This is a genomic window from Mycobacterium uberis (assembly GCF_003408705.1).
Taxonomy (GTDB): Bacteria; Actinomycetota; Actinomycetes; order Mycobacteriales; family Mycobacteriaceae; genus Mycobacterium; species Mycobacterium uberis.
Genome location: NZ_QAYL01000001.1, coordinates 134,131 through 150,722, shown reverse-complemented (window position 1 = coordinate 150,722; position 16,592 = coordinate 134,131). Strand labels below are relative to the sequence as shown.

13 protein-coding genes and 2 pseudogenes are annotated in these 16,592 nt (G+C 57.9%); 7 read left to right on the top strand and 8 right to left on the bottom strand.

All coding sequences use genetic code 11. The annotated features are described in order from the left end of the window. Window positions 1–10 precede the first annotated feature (10 nt). Entirely contained in the window at window positions 11–1,192 is a 1,182-nt protein-coding gene (locus MUBE_RS00635; protein WP_243632707.1) for an LCP family protein, read from the bottom strand. A 537-nt stretch (window positions 1,193–1,729) separates the two neighbouring features. On the opposite strand from MUBE_RS00635, the gene pheA reads away from it, so the two are divergent. Then, complete coding sequence (pheA, locus tag MUBE_RS00625) at window positions 1,730–2,695, top strand: prephenate dehydratase (RefSeq protein WP_165849637.1); 966 nt, start codon at window positions 1,730–1,732, stop codon at window positions 2,693–2,695. Further along, window positions 2,692–3,387: a histidine phosphatase family protein gene (locus tag MUBE_RS00620; protein WP_116539067.1), complete on the top strand. Its 696-nt coding sequence runs from the start codon at window positions 2,692–2,694 to the stop codon at window positions 3,385–3,387. The genes pheA and MUBE_RS00620 overlap by 4 nt, the downstream gene beginning before the upstream one ends. 266 nt (window positions 3,388–3,653) lie before the next feature. On the opposite strand, the pseudogene MUBE_RS00610 reads toward MUBE_RS00620, so the two are convergent. Together MUBE_RS00610 and MUBE_RS00605 are read right to left on the bottom strand one after the other, a co-directional pair. Continuing rightward, window positions 3,654–3,992 (bottom strand): annotated as a pseudogene (locus MUBE_RS00610) (metallopeptidase family protein). Window positions 3,993–3,996: 4 nt separating this feature from the next. After that, window positions 3,997–5,355 (bottom strand): septum formation family protein, encoded by a 1,359-nt coding sequence (locus MUBE_RS00605; RefSeq protein WP_116539287.1) that lies wholly within the window; start codon window positions 5,353–5,355, stop codon window positions 3,997–3,999. A 128-nt stretch (window positions 5,356–5,483) separates the two neighbouring features. Here MUBE_RS00605 and serS point away from each other — a divergent pair, with 128 nt between their 5' ends. From serS to MUBE_RS00590, 3 genes are all read left to right on the top strand, one after another. Further along, window positions 5,484–6,737: a serine--tRNA ligase gene (gene serS / locus MUBE_RS00600; protein WP_116539066.1), complete on the top strand. Its 1,254-nt coding sequence runs from the start codon at window positions 5,484–5,486 to the stop codon at window positions 6,735–6,737. A 487-nt stretch (window positions 6,738–7,224) separates the two neighbouring features. Further along, window positions 7,225–7,518 carry a hypothetical protein gene (locus MUBE_RS14990; protein WP_133297007.1) on the top strand — a complete coding sequence of 98 codons (294 nt, stop codon included), beginning with the start codon at window positions 7,225–7,227 and terminating at the stop codon, window positions 7,516–7,518. A gap of 53 nt (window positions 7,519–7,571) precedes the next feature. Beyond that, window positions 7,572–8,084, top strand: coding sequence for a phytoene desaturase family protein (locus tag MUBE_RS00590; protein WP_116539064.1), 513 nt, complete (start codon window positions 7,572–7,574; stop codon window positions 8,082–8,084). 125 nt (window positions 8,085–8,209) lie between these two features. On the opposite strand, the gene MUBE_RS00585 is transcribed toward MUBE_RS00590, so the two are convergent. The 3 genes and pseudogenes from MUBE_RS00585 to MUBE_RS00575 form a co-directional block, all read right to left on the bottom strand. Continuing rightward, window positions 8,210–8,455, bottom strand: a complete 246-nt coding sequence (locus MUBE_RS00585) for a hypothetical protein (RefSeq protein WP_116539063.1) — start codon at window positions 8,453–8,455, stop codon at window positions 8,210–8,212. A gap of 186 nt (window positions 8,456–8,641) precedes the next feature. Beyond that, a pseudogene (locus tag MUBE_RS16535) lies at window positions 8,642–8,931 on the bottom strand (hypothetical protein). Window positions 8,932–8,972: 41 nt separating this feature from the next. Then, window positions 8,973–10,523 (bottom strand): MBL fold metallo-hydrolase, encoded by a 1,551-nt coding sequence (locus tag MUBE_RS00575; protein WP_116539286.1) that lies wholly within the window; start codon window positions 10,521–10,523, stop codon window positions 8,973–8,975. Window positions 10,524–11,401: 878 nt separating this feature from the next. Here MUBE_RS00575 and MUBE_RS00565 point away from each other — a divergent pair. Together MUBE_RS00565 and MUBE_RS00555 are read left to right on the top strand one after the other, a co-directional pair. Beyond that, window positions 11,402–12,178, top strand: a complete 777-nt coding sequence (locus MUBE_RS00565; RefSeq protein ID WP_116539285.1) for a lysophospholipid acyltransferase family protein — start codon at window positions 11,402–11,404, stop codon at window positions 12,176–12,178. An 840-nt stretch (window positions 12,179–13,018) separates the two neighbouring features. Then, entirely contained in the window at window positions 13,019–13,855 is an 837-nt protein-coding gene (locus MUBE_RS00555; protein ID WP_424399008.1) for an HAD family hydrolase, read from the top strand. A gap of 84 nt (window positions 13,856–13,939) precedes the next feature. Here MUBE_RS00555 and MUBE_RS00550 read toward each other — a convergent pair whose 3' ends face one another. Next, window positions 13,940–15,601, bottom strand: a complete 1,662-nt coding sequence (locus tag MUBE_RS00550) for an N-acetylmuramoyl-L-alanine amidase (protein WP_424399001.1) — start codon at window positions 15,599–15,601, stop codon at window positions 13,940–13,942. A 167-nt stretch (window positions 15,602–15,768) separates the two neighbouring features. Next, window positions 15,769–16,383 carry a hypothetical protein gene (locus tag MUBE_RS00545; protein ID WP_116539061.1) on the bottom strand — a complete coding sequence of 205 codons (615 nt, stop codon included), beginning with the start codon at window positions 16,381–16,383 and terminating at the stop codon, window positions 15,769–15,771. Between the last annotated feature and the right edge of the window lie 209 nt (window positions 16,384–16,592).

Sequence of the window (16,592 nt, the reverse complement as noted above, 5' to 3'; positions counted from 1 at the left end):
CCGGTTACTATTACGGCCTGTCTACTGTGGACGTCGGTACGGGGGCATCGGAAGCCAGCGCGTCGAATAACTCGCGGGCCGCGTCATGGTTCCACACCACCACCGAGCCGGCATCGTTGGTGGTGAATTCACCAATCGGCACGGTCAGTGTGGTAGAGGATTCGCGCAGCATCCAGCCGAGTTGGGCGAGATCCCAAACATGATCGCCGTGGTCAACGGTAAGCGCGTCGGCAGAAGCTCGCGGTACCGAATGCCAGTACCACGGATTGAGCCACACCGCTGGGCTGGTGGCACGATTCAACAGCCTCGACAGGAACTGTCGTTGGTTGACCATCCGATCCAAATCTGCCCGCGGTGTAGCCCGGGTTCTAACGTAGCCTAACGCATTTCGGCCGCCCAGTTGCTGGCAGCCAGCTGGCAGATCGAGGCCGGCCAACGGGTCGGTAACCGGTGCGGCCAGGCACACGGTGGTGCCTCCGAGCGCGTTGACAAGACTGGCGAAGCCGCTGAAGCCGATCTCGGCGTAGTGGTCCAAGCGCAGTCCGGTAACCTGTTCCAGTGTCTGGGTCAGGAGGAGGCCCCCGCCTATCGCAAATGCGGCATTGATTTTGTCGTGGCCGTGGTCCGGGATCGACACATACGAGTCGCGTGGTATCGACACCATCGTCGCTCGCCTATTTGATCCCAATCTTGGTATGTGTACTAGCAGGATTGTGTCAGTGCGGCCATTGCCGATGTCACCGCCGGTGGTTAGATCTTTCTGTTGCTCAATGGTCAGGCCTTGGCGACTATCCGAACCGACGAGCAGCCAGTTGGAGCCACGGCCGGCGGCTGGACGGTTGGGATAGTCTGTCAGTATCGGCTCACGGTGCAGTGATGTATCGAACCAAAGAGCTCCGGCAACAACGCCGCCGGAGACGAACAGCGGACTGATCAGCACCATGAGCGCGATGATCCGGCTCCAGCGGCGTATACGGTGTTTGCGGCGTGTTTTTGGGGCGATCGGTCGAGGCGGGGGTGCCGGTGGCCGTGATCGGCTTGACGGACGACGGTGCCGGTGTAGCGGCATGGCCTGATTGCCCACCGGTGTACTGGTTTCGCGGCGAATCACCTGCGAAGGCTCCAGACCGGCTTCTGGCGGCGAGAGCGGTCTTCGAAACCGTCGAATATTCGGTGATCGGTTGCCGTTCACCCGGATAACTTAAGTGGTTTTGGACCCGCTGCCCAGTAACTTTGTGTCCAACTGGTCAAGTACCGGTTATCGTTGGACCCATAGTCCGTTGCGAAACGAGCAACCCAATAATACCCGGATGGTCTAGTTCAGCCCGGTCATGGCGGCTGAAGGGGCGTGCTGGAGGCGGCCTCGGACCCACACCAGTGATCAGACTGGTTCGCGCACGGGAAGTGGCGCATAGTCGGTCAGCTTTAGCAGTGCCTTACTTTTGGAAATCGCGTCCCGCGGCCGGGTTTGATTAGCTGTAACTGCTATCACGAAGGATCCGTCGTGCAGGAAGTGGTGGACTGTGGTAGCTGTCGGATTTTCGTTCGTGACGGTCAAAAGTGCGCTACCGGCTAGTGCGCAGGTGTTATGAATACGTTCGGCTGTTGTTGATGCTGGACTAATCATCGGAACCATCACCATCTTTTAATTCAGGTAAGCCTCAGTTAATTTAGATCATGAGGTGTCACAAGGAAGGTTGGTCGAGTTAGCGCCGCTATGGTTATGGGTGTGGCCCGTATTGCTTACCTCGGTCCTAAAGGAACCTTCACCGAGGTAGCGCTGCTCCGGATGATGGCTGCCGGCCTGGTTCCCGACTGCGAATCGGATGGCTTGCGATTGTTGTCGATTGAGAGTACGCCCGCCGCGCTAGACGCTGTCCGTAGCGGCGTTGCCGATTACGCGTGTGTACCTATTGAGAACTCCATCGACGGGTCGGTGGTGCCCACCTTGGACAGCTTGGCCACCGGTTCGCCGTTGCAAGTGTTCGCTGAGACAACGTTGGATGTGGCGTTCAGCATCGTTGTCAAACCTGGCATCAACGCCGCCGACGTACGCACGTTGGCGGCTTTCCCGGTAGCGGCGGCACAGGTGCGGCAATGGCTCGCTGCTCATCTGTCCGGCGCTGAATTGCGACCGGCATATTCCAATGCCGACGCAGCCCGGCAAGTTGCCGACGGCCAAGTCGACGCTGCAGTGACCTCGCCGTTGGCCGCCACCCACTGGGGGTTGGCGGCTCTAGCCGATGGCATCGTCGACGAACCCAACGCCCGCACCCGCTTCGTCCTGGTCGGCCTACCGGGGCCACCCCTGCCGCGCACTGGGACTGATCGCACATCGGCGGTACTGCGCATAGATAACGCGCCCGGCGCGTTGGTGGCCGCACTTGCCGAATTTGGCATTCGCGGCATCGACCTCACCCGAATCGAATCTCGGCCGACCCGGACCGAACTTGGCACCTACTTGTTCTTTGTGGACTGCATCGGACACATCGATGATGGTGTCATCGCCGAAGCACTCAAGGCGCTAGATCGTCGTTGTGCGGATGTGCGTTACCTTGGCTCCTGGCCGGCAAGCTTGTCCACTGGCCCAGTGACGCTAACGCCGCTGCCGGCGGACCAAGTTTCGCTCTTGTTGGCCGGGTTGTGGGCAGGCAAACTAGATTGGGCTGCTGAGCCAAGGGGGAGGCAGCCATGAGCGGTCGTTTAGTGCTGATGCGACATGGTCAGTCTTATGGCAATGTTGAGCGTAGGTTGGACACACGGCCGCCGGGGGCAGCGCTGACGCCGTTGGGTCGTGATCAGGCCCGTATGTTCGCTCAGGTGGTTGCGCGGCCAGCATTGCTTGTGCACTCAGTGGCCATCCGGGCCTCGGAGACGGCCGCGGTGATCGGCACCGAATTCGATATGCCAACTCGCGAGGTTGCCGGCATTCACGAAGTTCAGGTCGGGGAGCTCGAAAACCGCAACGATGACGACGCGATAGCTGAATTTAATGCCATCTACGACCGTTGGCATTGCGGCGAGCTCAATGTGCCATTGCCTGGAGGCGAGACCGCCAACGACGTGTTGGGCCGCTATCTGCCGGTACTGGTCGACCTACGCATGCGCTATTTGGACGACGACGACTGGAGCGGAGACATCGTCGTCGTCAGCCACGACGCAGCAATCCGGCTCGCCTCTGCAGTACTGGCCGGGGTGGACGGCAACTTTGCGCTGGACAACCATGTGAATAATGCGGAGTCGGTGGTGTTAGCACCCATCACCGACGGTCGGTGGAGCTGTGTACGGTGGGGAGCTCTGACGCCCCCATTCTACTCCCACCCACCCCAACTTGATGCCACTTTGGTGACCGACGCTGTGGCATCGGGTAGGGACTCGCTGAACTGACCGGACCGGCTCACATCGCAACCGCGACCAACTCAGCGTATCCACAGCCGACCGCATCGCAGTCGACGACGAAGCTGTGCGGCATTGACTCGGGGCTGACGCAGACCCCCTCGATGCATTCCGATCAGCCTGGCAACCACCGATTGAATGACGAACGATTAGTGCTGTGGCAGTGATCTGAGCCTGCCCTGCAGTCGAAGCAATCGACGCTTATAATGCCAGGTCCCGACCACTCCGGTACACCGCGCCCATACGACGGAGTGTGATCAAGCCCAGTCCCGTTGATCGTCATCGATGCTGAAGTGGTGAGTGATCTGGTGGATCACCGTGATCGCTACCTGGTCGACGACTTCTTTGTCGGAATCACAGACATCCACTAACGCGTCACGATAAATCGTGACGGCATCAGGCAGTGCTCCAGAGTAGTCTAGAGTCCCACGTGGTCAACGCCACCCCTTCGTACAGTCCGAGCAGAACAGCGTCCTGCGGGCGGCGATAAGCACAACCATGTTGTTCATCGCGGCCATCCGCTTGGGCGAAATCAGGTTCAGTGCATCGGAGACCAGCCTGTCAGATCGCTGTAGGTCCTCTCTCCGCACGGTCATCCGGCTAGCCGCCCGGGGCTGGCTCGGCCGGCCCGGGGGCAGTGCCTACCAATTCTTGGTCGGACGACCGCGGTGCTCCGTCATCTGCGTCATCTACTGGGGGTGGGGGTTTAGTTATCGGCGTAGCCGGCGACGGTGAGGCGGTGGGCGTCTGCGATACTGGTGACCGTGGAACGGTCATAGCCGGCTGTTGCTGGAGGAGATGCTGATTGCCCGGTGGGATCGGGTCTACTGAGGCGTTAGAGTGGTTTGTTGGCACCTGAAGCTGGAGGGGTATCGGGGGTGGGCTGAGTCGTTCTTCAGGGATATCGGGTGGTGATATCGGTGGCTGACCATTGATCAGCAGTAGTCCCTTAGCGCTGTTCACTAGTGTGGCCCAATCACCGTTGCCCCGTGTCGCGCCGATACTACACGCGACCTCACGGCTGCCTGCCGCCCAACTGGACAGCGAGAGGGTGGGATAGATCAGTGTCAGGGTGGTGGTACGCAGCTTGATTGTTGCCAGATAGCTATCGGTCAGCCGAGCGCATGCGTCTTTGATGAATCTGTCCTGCTCAGATTCGGCCGGTAAGGCATTCGGGAATCTCTCGGCCAGATTGACCGTTCCAGTGACCTCCATTGCATGCGGCGCTGCGCAGTCAACTGGAACATCGACCGGTTGGTTGCTGGTGAGGTCGATGCTCAAGCAGGTGCCGGCCGGCCAGATCTTGGACTGATCGATGTTGGCGACCTTGCCCTTGAAGGCGACTTGCTGGTTGTTCGTGCCGGGCAGCTCCAAGCCGCACAGCATGCGCCGCTCGCCGCCCTGGCGCCACGCCCGGTCACCGGACCATAGCATGCTGACGGTGTATTTGCTGTTGGGATCGAACTTGGTGCCGAGATAGTGGCGGACGGCCGCCTCGCACTGTTCCTCACTGATCTGTTGAATGCGAGCCGGTGACGGTGGAGCGGCATTGGGCCCGTATTCCGAACCGGGGAAAGTCCGCATATCGATGGACTCGGCGATTTCAAACCGGTGATTGTCGGCGCAGTCGACGATCCTCGCCGCATCCGGCAGGCCATCTGGCCACATAAGGCAATCACCGCTGGTGGCGCGGTTGAACACGGAGTTGCTCTTGACGCCGGTGCTGGGCACCGGATTGCTGTTGATGTAGGTGGCTAGTCGCCCAGGACCGATCCTCACGGTGGGAATCGCGGTGATCAATCCGCTGATTAGCAGGCCACCAAGAGCGGTGAGTAACAGCCCTCGCCGGGTGGCTCTGGCTTGTACAACACTTGGCCACTGGAACTTGACGGGCGGTTGTTCGTTCTCGCCGGTCAGGTCATCGGCGAGTGTGGGTTCCTCTTTGGGCGAATCCAACATTTCATCCATTCTGGCAGGGCCGACAAAGTGTTGTGACAAACGTTGCAGATGTGGCATCGTTGGGTTCGTTCACGAGGGTGCTCCGGTATGTGCGTGCGCCATTAGTCGCTAAAAGTAGTCTTCAGGCCGTGATCGACTTGAAGTTGCTCCGGGAAGACCCCGACGCGATACGTCATTCTCAACTGAGCCGTGGCGAAGATCCTGCTCTGGTGGATGACCTGCTGAGGGCCGATGCCGCCCGTCGGGCCGCGATTTCGGCTGCAGATTCGCTGCGCGCCGAACAGAAGATTGCCAGCAAACGTGTGGGCTCCGCATCTGCCGAACAACGTCCGGCGTTATTGCAGCGCGCCAAGGACCTCTCCGAACAGGTGAAAACCTTAGAAACCGCGCAGGCTGAGGCCGCGACGGCGTTCACTGCAGCGTATATGGCAGTCTCGAACGTCGTTCTGGATGGAGTGCCCGCCGGCGGGGAGAACGACTACGTGGTACTCGACGTCGTGGGTACTCCACCGCCGTTGAACAATCCAAAAGATCACCTGGAACTCGGCGAATCGTTGAGTCTGATCGACATGCAGCGTGGTGCCAAAGTGGCCGGTTCGCGTTTCTACTTCCTCACCGGTCGGGGCGCACTGTTACAGCTAGGCTTGCTGCAGCTCGCATTGCAGCTGGCCGTCGAGAATGACTTCACCCCGATGATTCCGCCGGTGCTGGCACGCCCAGAGATGATGGCCAGCACCGGATTTCTGGGCGCCCATGCCGAAGAAGTATACCGAGTGGACGATCTTTACCTGGTGGGCACCTCTGAAGTGCCCCTGGCCGGCTACCACTCGGACGAGGTTCTAGACTTGTCTGGCGGACCGCTACGGTACGCGGGTTGGTCATCGTGTTTCCGGCGTGAGGCCGGCAGCCATGGCAAGGATACCCGCGGCATCATCCGGGTGCACCAGTTCGACAAGGTAGAGGGCTTCGTCTACTGTGTACCCACCGACGCCGAGGCCGAACACCAACGGCTGTTAGGCTGGCAGCGTGAGATGTTGGCGCTCATGGAGGTTCCGTATCGGGTAATCGATGTGGCCGCAGGCGATCTCGGGTCGTCGGCGGCTCGTAAGTTTGACTGCGAGGCGTGGGTCCCGACACAGGGGACCTATCGCGAGCTGACTTCGACGTCGAACTGCACCACATTTCAAGCGCGTCGGCTGGCCATACGTTACCGAGATGCCAACGGCAAACCGCAGATCGCGGCCACGGTCAACGGCACACTGGGCACCACCCGATGGCTGGTCGCGGTTTTGGAAAATCACCAGCTGCCCGACGGCAGCGTGCGGGTACCTGACGCGCTGGTCCCGTTTGTGGGGACTCAGCTGCTGGAGCCGATTCGCTGAGGTGCAACTAGCGAGGGATTGTCTGCCTCGAAGGGCATGCAAGCGTTACGCGCGGTGAATGCTAGGAGGTGTCGTGATGTTCCGGTTGTTACACAGCGTGTCAACAGCGCGAATCAGTAGGCAATTTCGCTGGGTAATCTGGTACGGATCGTCGGTGTTGTTCTGGGTCAGGGAAGCGGTTTTGATCTTGATCCAAACGTGCTCGTAGTGTGAGAGAGGCGATGTGCAAGGCCTAAGTTCATAATCACAGTGACAGCGATCGCAGGTTCGGTCAATGACGGTCTCGCGCTCAAGAAGGGTTCACTGCTCCTGTCGACGTGGTCACTGACGCCGTGGACGACGTGATCAACGCCTACGTCATAGATGTGGCCGGTATTCCGAAGTCCGATGGGAACGATCGGATGCTGGACGGACTATTAAGGAGACAAGTTGGGGCTTTGTTGTCCCATCAGGTCTCTGCCAGAAGGACCGCAAACTTTCCGAATCTTTGGCATCGAGCGCGACCAGCACAATCGCCTTTTTTGGTAACGCCTACTCCTGGGGAGGCGTTGGTGGCGGCGGGATTCGATATATTTTGCCGACGGTCGACTTAAAGGTTATGGCGGTAGCGCTACGTGGTATCGGTGGCGACCCGCTGATCCAGTACACCGATTCGGTGAAGATGTTCGCCTACCTCAACGAGGTGCACGGGGCAAACGTTGTTAGCGGAATAGTGGATGCTGGCATAGGGCTAGATTCCGACGTGAGCGCTAGGCCCGGCACACTACCCAAATACCTTTGAGCAGGTGTAGTAGGTGTGCCACACATGAATTTAAGCACTCTACTGTCGATGACATGTTGTTTGGTTCAGTCACTCACGTGTCGGACCTTTACTTTCCGGACCACGAGAAGCATGGCGCCCTGAGTAGCTCGATGATGATGTTGATCGTCAACATCCTCTATTGTGGTCCTGCTCCACCGGACAGCGCCGCCGCGATCGTCTTTGGACCGGGTATTCCTGATGGTGAGTTCGTGCAGATGAAGAAGTTGTGTGGCGGCATCAGCGCGCTTACCACGCATCTGCCCCAACTTCTAGAAAGCAACGGCGGCGAAATTTGGTTGTGTGCCACGGTGACCGATGTCCTCGTCGTTGGCAGGGTGCATGAGGTGCACACCGAGTCGAGAGCTACCTGGATCGCTCTGATTATTGTCTCCGCGGTCGTGTCCGACATCACGGTCAACGAGTTGATCAATCCTGCGGTGCTGCCTGCTGATAGTACGTGCGGATCAACCACCACGGCAGTTACTTACAGATACGCTTTTCTCTGGACGAGACTCCTAACTTCGCGGCACTCTGCCCGATGCTGAATGATCTTAATATGTAAGCCATCGATTGGGCTCTTCTGCACACCGGGAAAGTCCAGCAGCAATGGGCCGATTGCCGTCGGGGTGTCATGTCGGCTGGTCTTATGGTTGTTTTACAGATCCCGTAGTTACATGATCCGGGCTTGACGTTTGAGGGTAAGCATGCCGGGCTGGCGTTTGCATTGTTCTTCCCGGTCGACGGTGGTCCAGGCGGTGCAGCCTATAGGACGGTGAAAAGCTAAATAGGTCAACGAGTGATCGATAAGGTCACATGATTGGCGCTGAACTGCGAAGGCAACACCATCCAGCATATCACCTTTATACCCAAGAATATAGGCGTAATGTTCGGTTCCCCGAGTGACGATTACTGCCATGAGCTACTGCACTTAGATCAGATCAGCATCAGCCTGCTCAGCTTGAAAGGCTATTTGTGTCAGCCGACCCAGGTCAATGGCTTCTATCTGGGTAGTTCGGGATGCCATGGTGGACTTGTGATCACGTTTATTTCCGGTGATACATGCCGGTCATGTGGCGCTGGCCGATCTGTGCCGTTAACCACACTAATTCATAAGCTTATCCAGAAGTGCGAGAAATTCGTCGACGTGTGTCGGCGTAAAAGCCAGGCTCGGTCGGACCCCGGGTATGACCAAGATGATCAAGGTCGACTTGAATGGTTGGTGTACGTCAAGTGGTAGCCAGCGACAGAGATCCGAGGTGCCCTATATGCGAAACCGTTGAATGGATCAGGTCAATCCATCAGATTTGTATCTGCGGATCACGTCCAGCGCGATAGCTTCGATTTGCCAGAAGGAGAGTGACAGCAGTGCAATGTGATTGCCGCGTGATCCAGCTGGACAGGGTCGTTGTCGTAAGATTACTGCGTAGCTGAAATCATTTTCGGGAACTTCGTAACTGATGGCCTCGTGAGGTGAGGCAACGTCCGTCGTCCAATCGCCACTGCCACCCATGTAAATTGCAAGTCAGTGTGTTACCCTCCACCACGCCAAACTTCGATAAATCGGCTTTGAGGTGAGGGCAGCGGCGCTGAATCTCCCAGCCGTCCAGGGTGATCGATGTGGAATCATCATGGGTCTCAGCGAACCAACCTTCAGTATAGGCGATGCGCTCATCGGTCAGACACTTGAAGAACGTGTACAGATATTCGTTGTAGCCGCCGACTCGCCGAGCCTTAAATCGCATGGACAAGAAGATGGTGTTGACCCAGTCCGGCTCGTGATCGCGTACTACGGTACGTACCAACTCCGGCGCTATCTCGAAACCGTAGCGCATTTTCTCATCAGAAATCCGTTCGCGTACAATCCGTTTTGGAAAATCCAAAACAACAGTTTCGGGCCCGATCACCAATTCGACTGGGTAGCCGATTCCATCGCAGATCGCATTGCTTTGCAGCATGATTGGTTCGAACAGCGCGCGTAACTGCTCTAGTAGCGGCTCACCGTCGGCGGGTGCCCAGCCGGCCCGTTCCGCATTCAGGGCGGGGGTCATCCTTTCGGCATAATCGGCGATGTACGCTGGCTTTCCAGTGCCGAATATCGCCTTAACCTGTTCTGTAGTGAGTGGATGCCTCAGCGAATTCAGGGCATTCCCTGTGAAGTCAGCGATCGACCCGGGAATCATCAGCAAACCGTTGTTGTGTCCGTGGGTGCGCATCTGATCTAGAAACACCATTTGGTCGGGAAAGATATTGTCTGCTTCCCCGCGGTCATCGTTAAGGTGGCGTAAGTCAGGGTCCAAAAAGCACGGCGGTCCCGCTGACGGCACCACCCAGCTGGCCCCCACCTGAGTGATGTATTGGCGGGCGCGGTCCATCTGCCGTTGGCGTTTTTGGGTGGCGAACGCCTCTTTGGCGCGGGCAGGCATGTCGTATACCATCGGATACCAGATCGCGCCGGAATACTGCAATAGATGCACATCAACGTGGCTGAACTGAGATGACAATAACTCCAGATCGACCGGCCGAGCGTCATTCATGTTGAAAACCGTTGTTGTACCATCGGAAACCACCAACGCAGAGTCGCCGATCGGACCATCGGCGGGGGACCGAAGGGCGATGATCATGATGTCGAGCTTGCCTTTAGGTCCTGTCAGGCGGTGCTTGACTGAGTTGGTGGTCTCGAAAAATCGGCGAAACCCTAACTTCTGCAGTGCATTTCGCAGGTCAGGAACTGGATAGTCGGGCAACAGTACCACCGCGTTCTTATTGACATGGGCGCGTAGGTGCTTGGCGTCGAAGTGGTCCTTGTGTAGGTGTGAGACATACAGATAGTCGCAATCACCCAAGGTGTCCCAATCTAGTGTACTATTGTCAGGAAATGGGAACCATGATGTGAAGTATGCTGGATTGACCCAAGGGTCGCACAAAATGCTGCCCGCGTGGGTCTCCATTCTAAAGCCGGCGTGTCCTACGCTGGTGACTTGCACAACCACCTTCCAGCTGTCTTTGTATGACCGTTTCGCCGATCAGGTCTGTGGGTACGCACTACTTTGAGCTTAGCCCAAGATATCAATTTTAGGCCTGCTACAGACGCCGGTAGTAATCAATGCATGATGGGTCTGGCTCGATGCCGTAGACAGCAAAAACTCCGCGTCTTATACCCGATCGAGGTAGTTCCAGCTTAACGACAGCGAAGCTACCGTGAGGTCGGTTCACCGGTCGGCCACACCGGGACCACCGAAATCGATGTGTCCACAGCATCCACAGTAGTGGCCGTCGTCGTAGATATAAGGTGTCAGGTGAGCAGGGATCATCGTGACAGACCACCGGTTGGTTTACCGGGCGGCGGCTAGTCCAATTGTGTTTGTTGTGAAGGCGTCAGCGTGTCCAGCTGGCTGGTCACTTACCAGTCAAACGGGCATGATCGTACTGGCAGTTGGCCGTGCAGCGTACGCAACTCCGCACCGATCTCACCGTCGCATCTGGATCTGTGACCCAGCGTGGGTGTACCGCCTACCGCCGCGCAGCGCACGGATTTGCAACTACACTTAGCCCCCCTGCGCCCACGCCAGACACCTGCGGTGCCGTAATGTAGTGCCTCAACCAGTGCAGACGGCGCGCTACATCGGCCAAGTCGGCTGCCCCTGTTTCCGCTATTTTGATGAACTAGCTGTCCGAGCTGTTGAACTCCACCCGAAAGATGACACCGCCTAGCTCGTTGACCCAGACCGTATGCATGGGACCTACCGGCAGTAAACCGGTTGACGACGACAGGTACCTGCGGCAAGTACATCGAGAAGGGCAACGCTGCCTCTTGTTCGGAATTTGAGGCGGCGCACCGCCAAGAGCGCTAGGCTAAGTGGCTGTGGAACCGGCATACGGGACTGTTATTCAGCTCGCTCGCCTGGTCTGGCGTATTCAGGGTCTGAAGATCAGTGTCTTGGGTATAGAAAACTTACCTACCAGCGGCGGTGCCGTCATAGCCATCAACCACACCGGCTACCTTGACTTCACCTTTGCGGGTTTGCCCGCCTACCAGCAAGGCCTCGGGCGCAAAGTGCGGTTCATGGCCAAGCAAGAGGTATTCGTCGGTAAAATCACCGGACCGATTATGCGCAGCCTGCGGCACATTCCGGTGGACCGGCAAAACGGGGCGGCGTCTTACGAAGCTGCTGTCCGAAACCTCAAAAATGGTGAGCTTGTAGGCGTCTACCCCGAAGCGACGATCAGCCGAAGCTTTGAGATCAAGGAATTCAAAGGGGGAGCGGCCCGGATGTCAGTAGAGGCCGGGGTACCGATCATTCCGCACATCATCTGGGGCGCCCAGCGGATCTGGACCAAAGACCACCCTAAGAAGCTCTTTCGCCCTAAAGTGCCGATCATAGTACTCGTTGGCGAACCGATTGAACCGACGCTGGGCGTAACGGAATTGAAAGGCTTGTTGCATTCCCGGATGCAGCATCTGTTGGAACGAGCCCAAGGGCTGTATGGGCCGCATCCGGTTGGGGAGTTTTGGGTGCCGCATCGGCTAGGTGGAGGTGCCCCTTCGCTAGTCGAGGCAGCCCGCCTTGACACCGAGGAGGCAGCCGAAAGGGCGGTGCGGCGCGCCCAGCGTGCTGATCGGGCCGATGCGGCGGAGTAGTTATCGATAGCGAAACCGAACCTTTTACACGCTCAAGATCCTGGCTCAGTTGGTTATCCCGACCAGTGGAAGCCAGGTTACCTATATGGACGAGAATAATGTCTCCGACCACGGTGGTGCAGTGATCGCAATCAACCACACCAGCTGTGTCGGCCGACTGCCTGTCGTCTTGGTGATATTGCATTGGTGGCATCGGCTTTGATTTATTAAGCAAGACTGCGATGCAACAAATATACTTGATCAAGCATATTTGCACTATATCCGGTAGGTCGTGACGTCGGGGCAGGTGCTTTTGCTGCAGCCGTCCAGCGATTACGGTGAAAGGGAGCTGGTTGGAATCCATCCGGAGGATATCATCAGCCGTGGCTTCGAACTAAAGGAATTCAAGCTCAGCCCCGTCCAAATGACTATCCAAGCTGATATCCTGATCGTGTCCATAGATTGTTTGGGATCCGCAACGGATCTGGACCAAGGACCATCCTAAGAACATCGGTCGCAACAAGGTCTCAATCACTGTGCGAGTAGGGTCCCGTTGTATGCCGCAGAGGTCAGATTGTCCGGTGTTGCGCTGCGCGGATCGATGACTATGTTGCTATACCTGACGCAGGAACACTATCCGCATCGCATGGGCGATGCATTGGGTACTGTGACGGCTGGGTGGCAGCACGCGGACTCAGGAAGACTCTCTGGTGATCCATTTGGCTGAACTGCAAGGCTGGGTTCGAAAGTACGGGACCGATGGTGTGACGCCATCGGGCCAGAAGAGCCAAAGTGGCTCACGCTGGCCATTTCGATCTGGCTGTGAGAGCAGCTCGTTTCGGTGACGTCGCAGTGACCAATCTGACTAGGCCCACTCCACCGCCGATCCAGCCAACACTCATCGCCTGCGATATCGACGGCACGTTGCTCGATGAGCATGAAACCGTAACCTCGCGTACCCGCGACGCAGTGCGCTCCACCGTGGCCGGTGGAGCGCATTTCGTCTTGGCCACTGGCCGCCCGCCGCGTAGGGTGCGGCCGGTTGTCGACGCACTTGGTTTCCCGCCGATGGCGGTATGTGCCAACGGGGCCGTGATCTACGACCCTGCGACCGATAGAGTGGTGTCGGCGTGCACGCTGGCTGTCGACATATTGGGTGAGCTGGTCGAGATCGCAACGCGTGTCATCCCTGATGTTGGTCTGGCTGTCGAGCGTTTAGGTGATAGCGCCCATGACAGCACGACCCCACAGTTTGTCAGCTCAGTGGGTTATGACCATACGTGGCTCAACTCGGACAACACAGAGGTGTCGGTCGAAGATCTGTTTAGTGTTCCAGCTATCAAGTTGCTGATCCGCAAGGCCGGTGCTCGTAGTGCGGATATGGCTGCCGAACTGGCTAAACATGTCGGGATCGCGGGTGACATCACCTATTCCACCAACAATGGGCTAGTGGAGATCTTGCCGTTGGGAATCAACAAGGCCGCTGGTGTCGAAAAGGTCGGCCGGCCGCTAGGGATCGGTGACGGCAACGTGGCGGCTTTCGGTGACATGCCGAACGACGTTCTGATGCTGTTACGGGCAGGTCATGGCGTGGCGATGGGTAACTCGCATCCCGACGTGCTGGCTGCTGCCGACGAGATTACTGCTCCCAACACCAATGACGGTGTTGCCTGGGTGTTGGAACGCTGGTTGCGCTAACCTCTGCGAGAGGTGTTGTCGAAGCCTCTTGCTGATGAACACCGCGATTTCTTAGAGTATCGTCGCCACGCGACAATAGCCACGTTAGGGCGCCCGATACGTTGGCAGCGAGAAATGCTCGGTCGATACCGCTGGTTCGTTGAGGATCTGTGTTGCCAGCGGCGTCGAGATCCCGTCGACAACTTGGGTTAGGTTGCCGGTCAACCGCTCGAAGTTCAACGTTCCATGCTGGAAGTTCTGCGTGATCTGCAGCGGCTCTTGTATCTCCGCGCTAGTTGGCAGCCCGAGCGGACCACGTTCGTAACTCAGTGAGGCCCAGGCAGCGTAGATCGCACCGGTTACTGGCTCAGCACCAATCTCGGGCGACCAGTACATCGCGCCCTTGGCGAAGGTGACATAGCGGGCCGCACCCTCGGCACTCGCCTCTGGTGCGGTCGGTGCGCCCAGGACGCTGTTCATGCCGCCGATCGCTTGCCAGTGTTCGTAGATCGCGCCGCCCTCAAGTGCTTTTACCAACTCCTCTGGCGGATCGTTGAAATGCGAAGCAATGTCCCGGATTTCATCCGTCAGTGCATAGGCGATGTTGCCCGGGCAGTCGGTGTTGCTGACGTCGCGATGGGTGAAGATGGCGGGCAAGGTCGCGGTGGCACCAGCCGGAAAGAGAGTGTAGTGGCTTCCCGCCGATTCCAGTGCTACCATCCCTTTAGGGTCGACGCCGTCCAGGCCTAAGCGCCAGCCGAGTAGTCGGCCCACAGTTCGGATCTGGATCGGTGTTGGCGCTACGTCGTCAAAGTTGCCAATCATGGCTACACCCCAGGTGCTGCGATTGAAACCACCAGTGTGGAAAGCTTCAACTGCTTTAGTGAGCCCCCCGGCGCTGCCCTCAAATACCTGGCCGTATTTATCGACCAGTGCGTTGTAGGCGATGTCACACCAGCCCAGCGTCTTGCTGTGGTAGGTGTAGATAGCCTTGACGATCTCGGTCGATTCCAACGGTGAATAATCATTGCTGCCCGCAGTGTGGTGCACGACTGCGGCGTGAACCCCGTTATCGTACTGTGGAGTACCGCATCGTAGCGACTCGTCGGCTCCCCATTCAGCGCGGCTGATGATGTTGGGCGCCTGGCCCGGTATAAGTACCTCGGACGGCATTGTCGATTGCGTTCGGGCCGGCGCGTGCGGCAGCGAAATTAGGATTGCGGAGATGTTCTGGGTGTTCGGCCTTAGGGGCAGTTCCGTGGTGACCGGCTTATAGCTTAGGTCATGTTTATTGGGCTTATACAGTCTTTCCGGTTCAGCACTTCGTAGCTGGTTCATTGGCGCATCGGTAGGACGGGTGATTGCAATCTGCACGGTTCTGGTGCTGCCGATGAATACCGGATCTGTGCTGCGGTGGCCTTCGGTCGACCGGTTCGACGCATCATAGGCTGCCGGGTCGGGTGGGGCGGTCTCATGTTCAGTCTGGTACCAGGGCCCCCACGAGCCGTCGGGGCGTTGTGCGCGTACACGGGTAGAGGTGCCGGTCAGGTCACCGGTCAATGCGACCAATGAAAACGGGGTGTCCTGGGTGAGTTCGTGAATCGTGGCACCTCTGCCGAGCCCGATCAGTGGCTTCTCGGTGAATTGGGTGTCGCGAATTGGTGGGAAAGCGGGAGCGCTTTCGTGTGTCGGATCCGCGATCCACGAGACGATGACGATCGTTGTCGCGATAGCGGTGAGTGACACCGTCAAGCTGCGGAATGGCACCAGTCAATGTTACGTGTGTTTTTATTGTTATCCATGAGGCAGTACGGTATCCGTGTCTCGAAACTTGCCGAAATCCTGTTCGACGTCACCGCAGAGGTTTATTTGCTGAGGCAGGTTTGTTTGGCCATTGGGTCAAATGCAACTCTACGGTGCGGTTTTTAGGGTTGCTATGTGACAGGCACCAGTGACGTAGCGGGCGGCGTTACTGCGCTCGACACGTTATTGGCTGCGTTGCTGTTCTGCACGCCCTGCGCGATTGCTGGCATCAACACATCCTTGATTAGGTCCATGACCTGGTTGGTGCCCAGCTGGTTCGCGACTTGCATCACGTCATCGACGATCCCACCACCGCCGGTGCTGTTGTTGCCAATACCGCTTGGGCTGGTCGGCGATAGCCCGCCTAACGTGGAGGGATCGCAGAGTATTGGATAGGTGTCGTCGGCGCCCGGGTTCAGGTCCGGTGCGGTGAGTCTGGGTGTTCCTAATCCTGGATTGATCGAATTGGGAGTGCTCAAGCCGTTGCCAGCATCGCCGGTGCCAGTTAGCGCAGGCACTGACGGCATGTTGATTCCAAACTGCGACAGTCCCTGGAAGAGCGCGGACATCACCTCTCCGGACAGGTCGGCAATTGCTGCCGCTTGTTTGAATTCATGGTGCTCGGGTATGGGTTTGGCGCCGGTGGTCGATTCGTAAACGAGGAAGTATGCGCAAGGACTCGCGACTGCCAGGGCGGCGACTGCGTTTATGACTGTCGAGAGCTTGCGTCGGCGTCGGTTCGGCACGGAAGTCTCCTCAATCTGGACTGCTTGTGTTGTCGGGCTTGCCTGCCTTCGACGTTCTCGAGTGTGCAGGATTAGCCTCGTCTGATTGATGATACGAGTGTGGCCAGTGTTGCCAGAGTGGTTATATCGAATCGTGAGGTAATTGCGATCTTGAGTTCGCCCCGCGATTACCGCCGCCGTTAGCTGTTCCGGGCCGGTTGAATCACGAC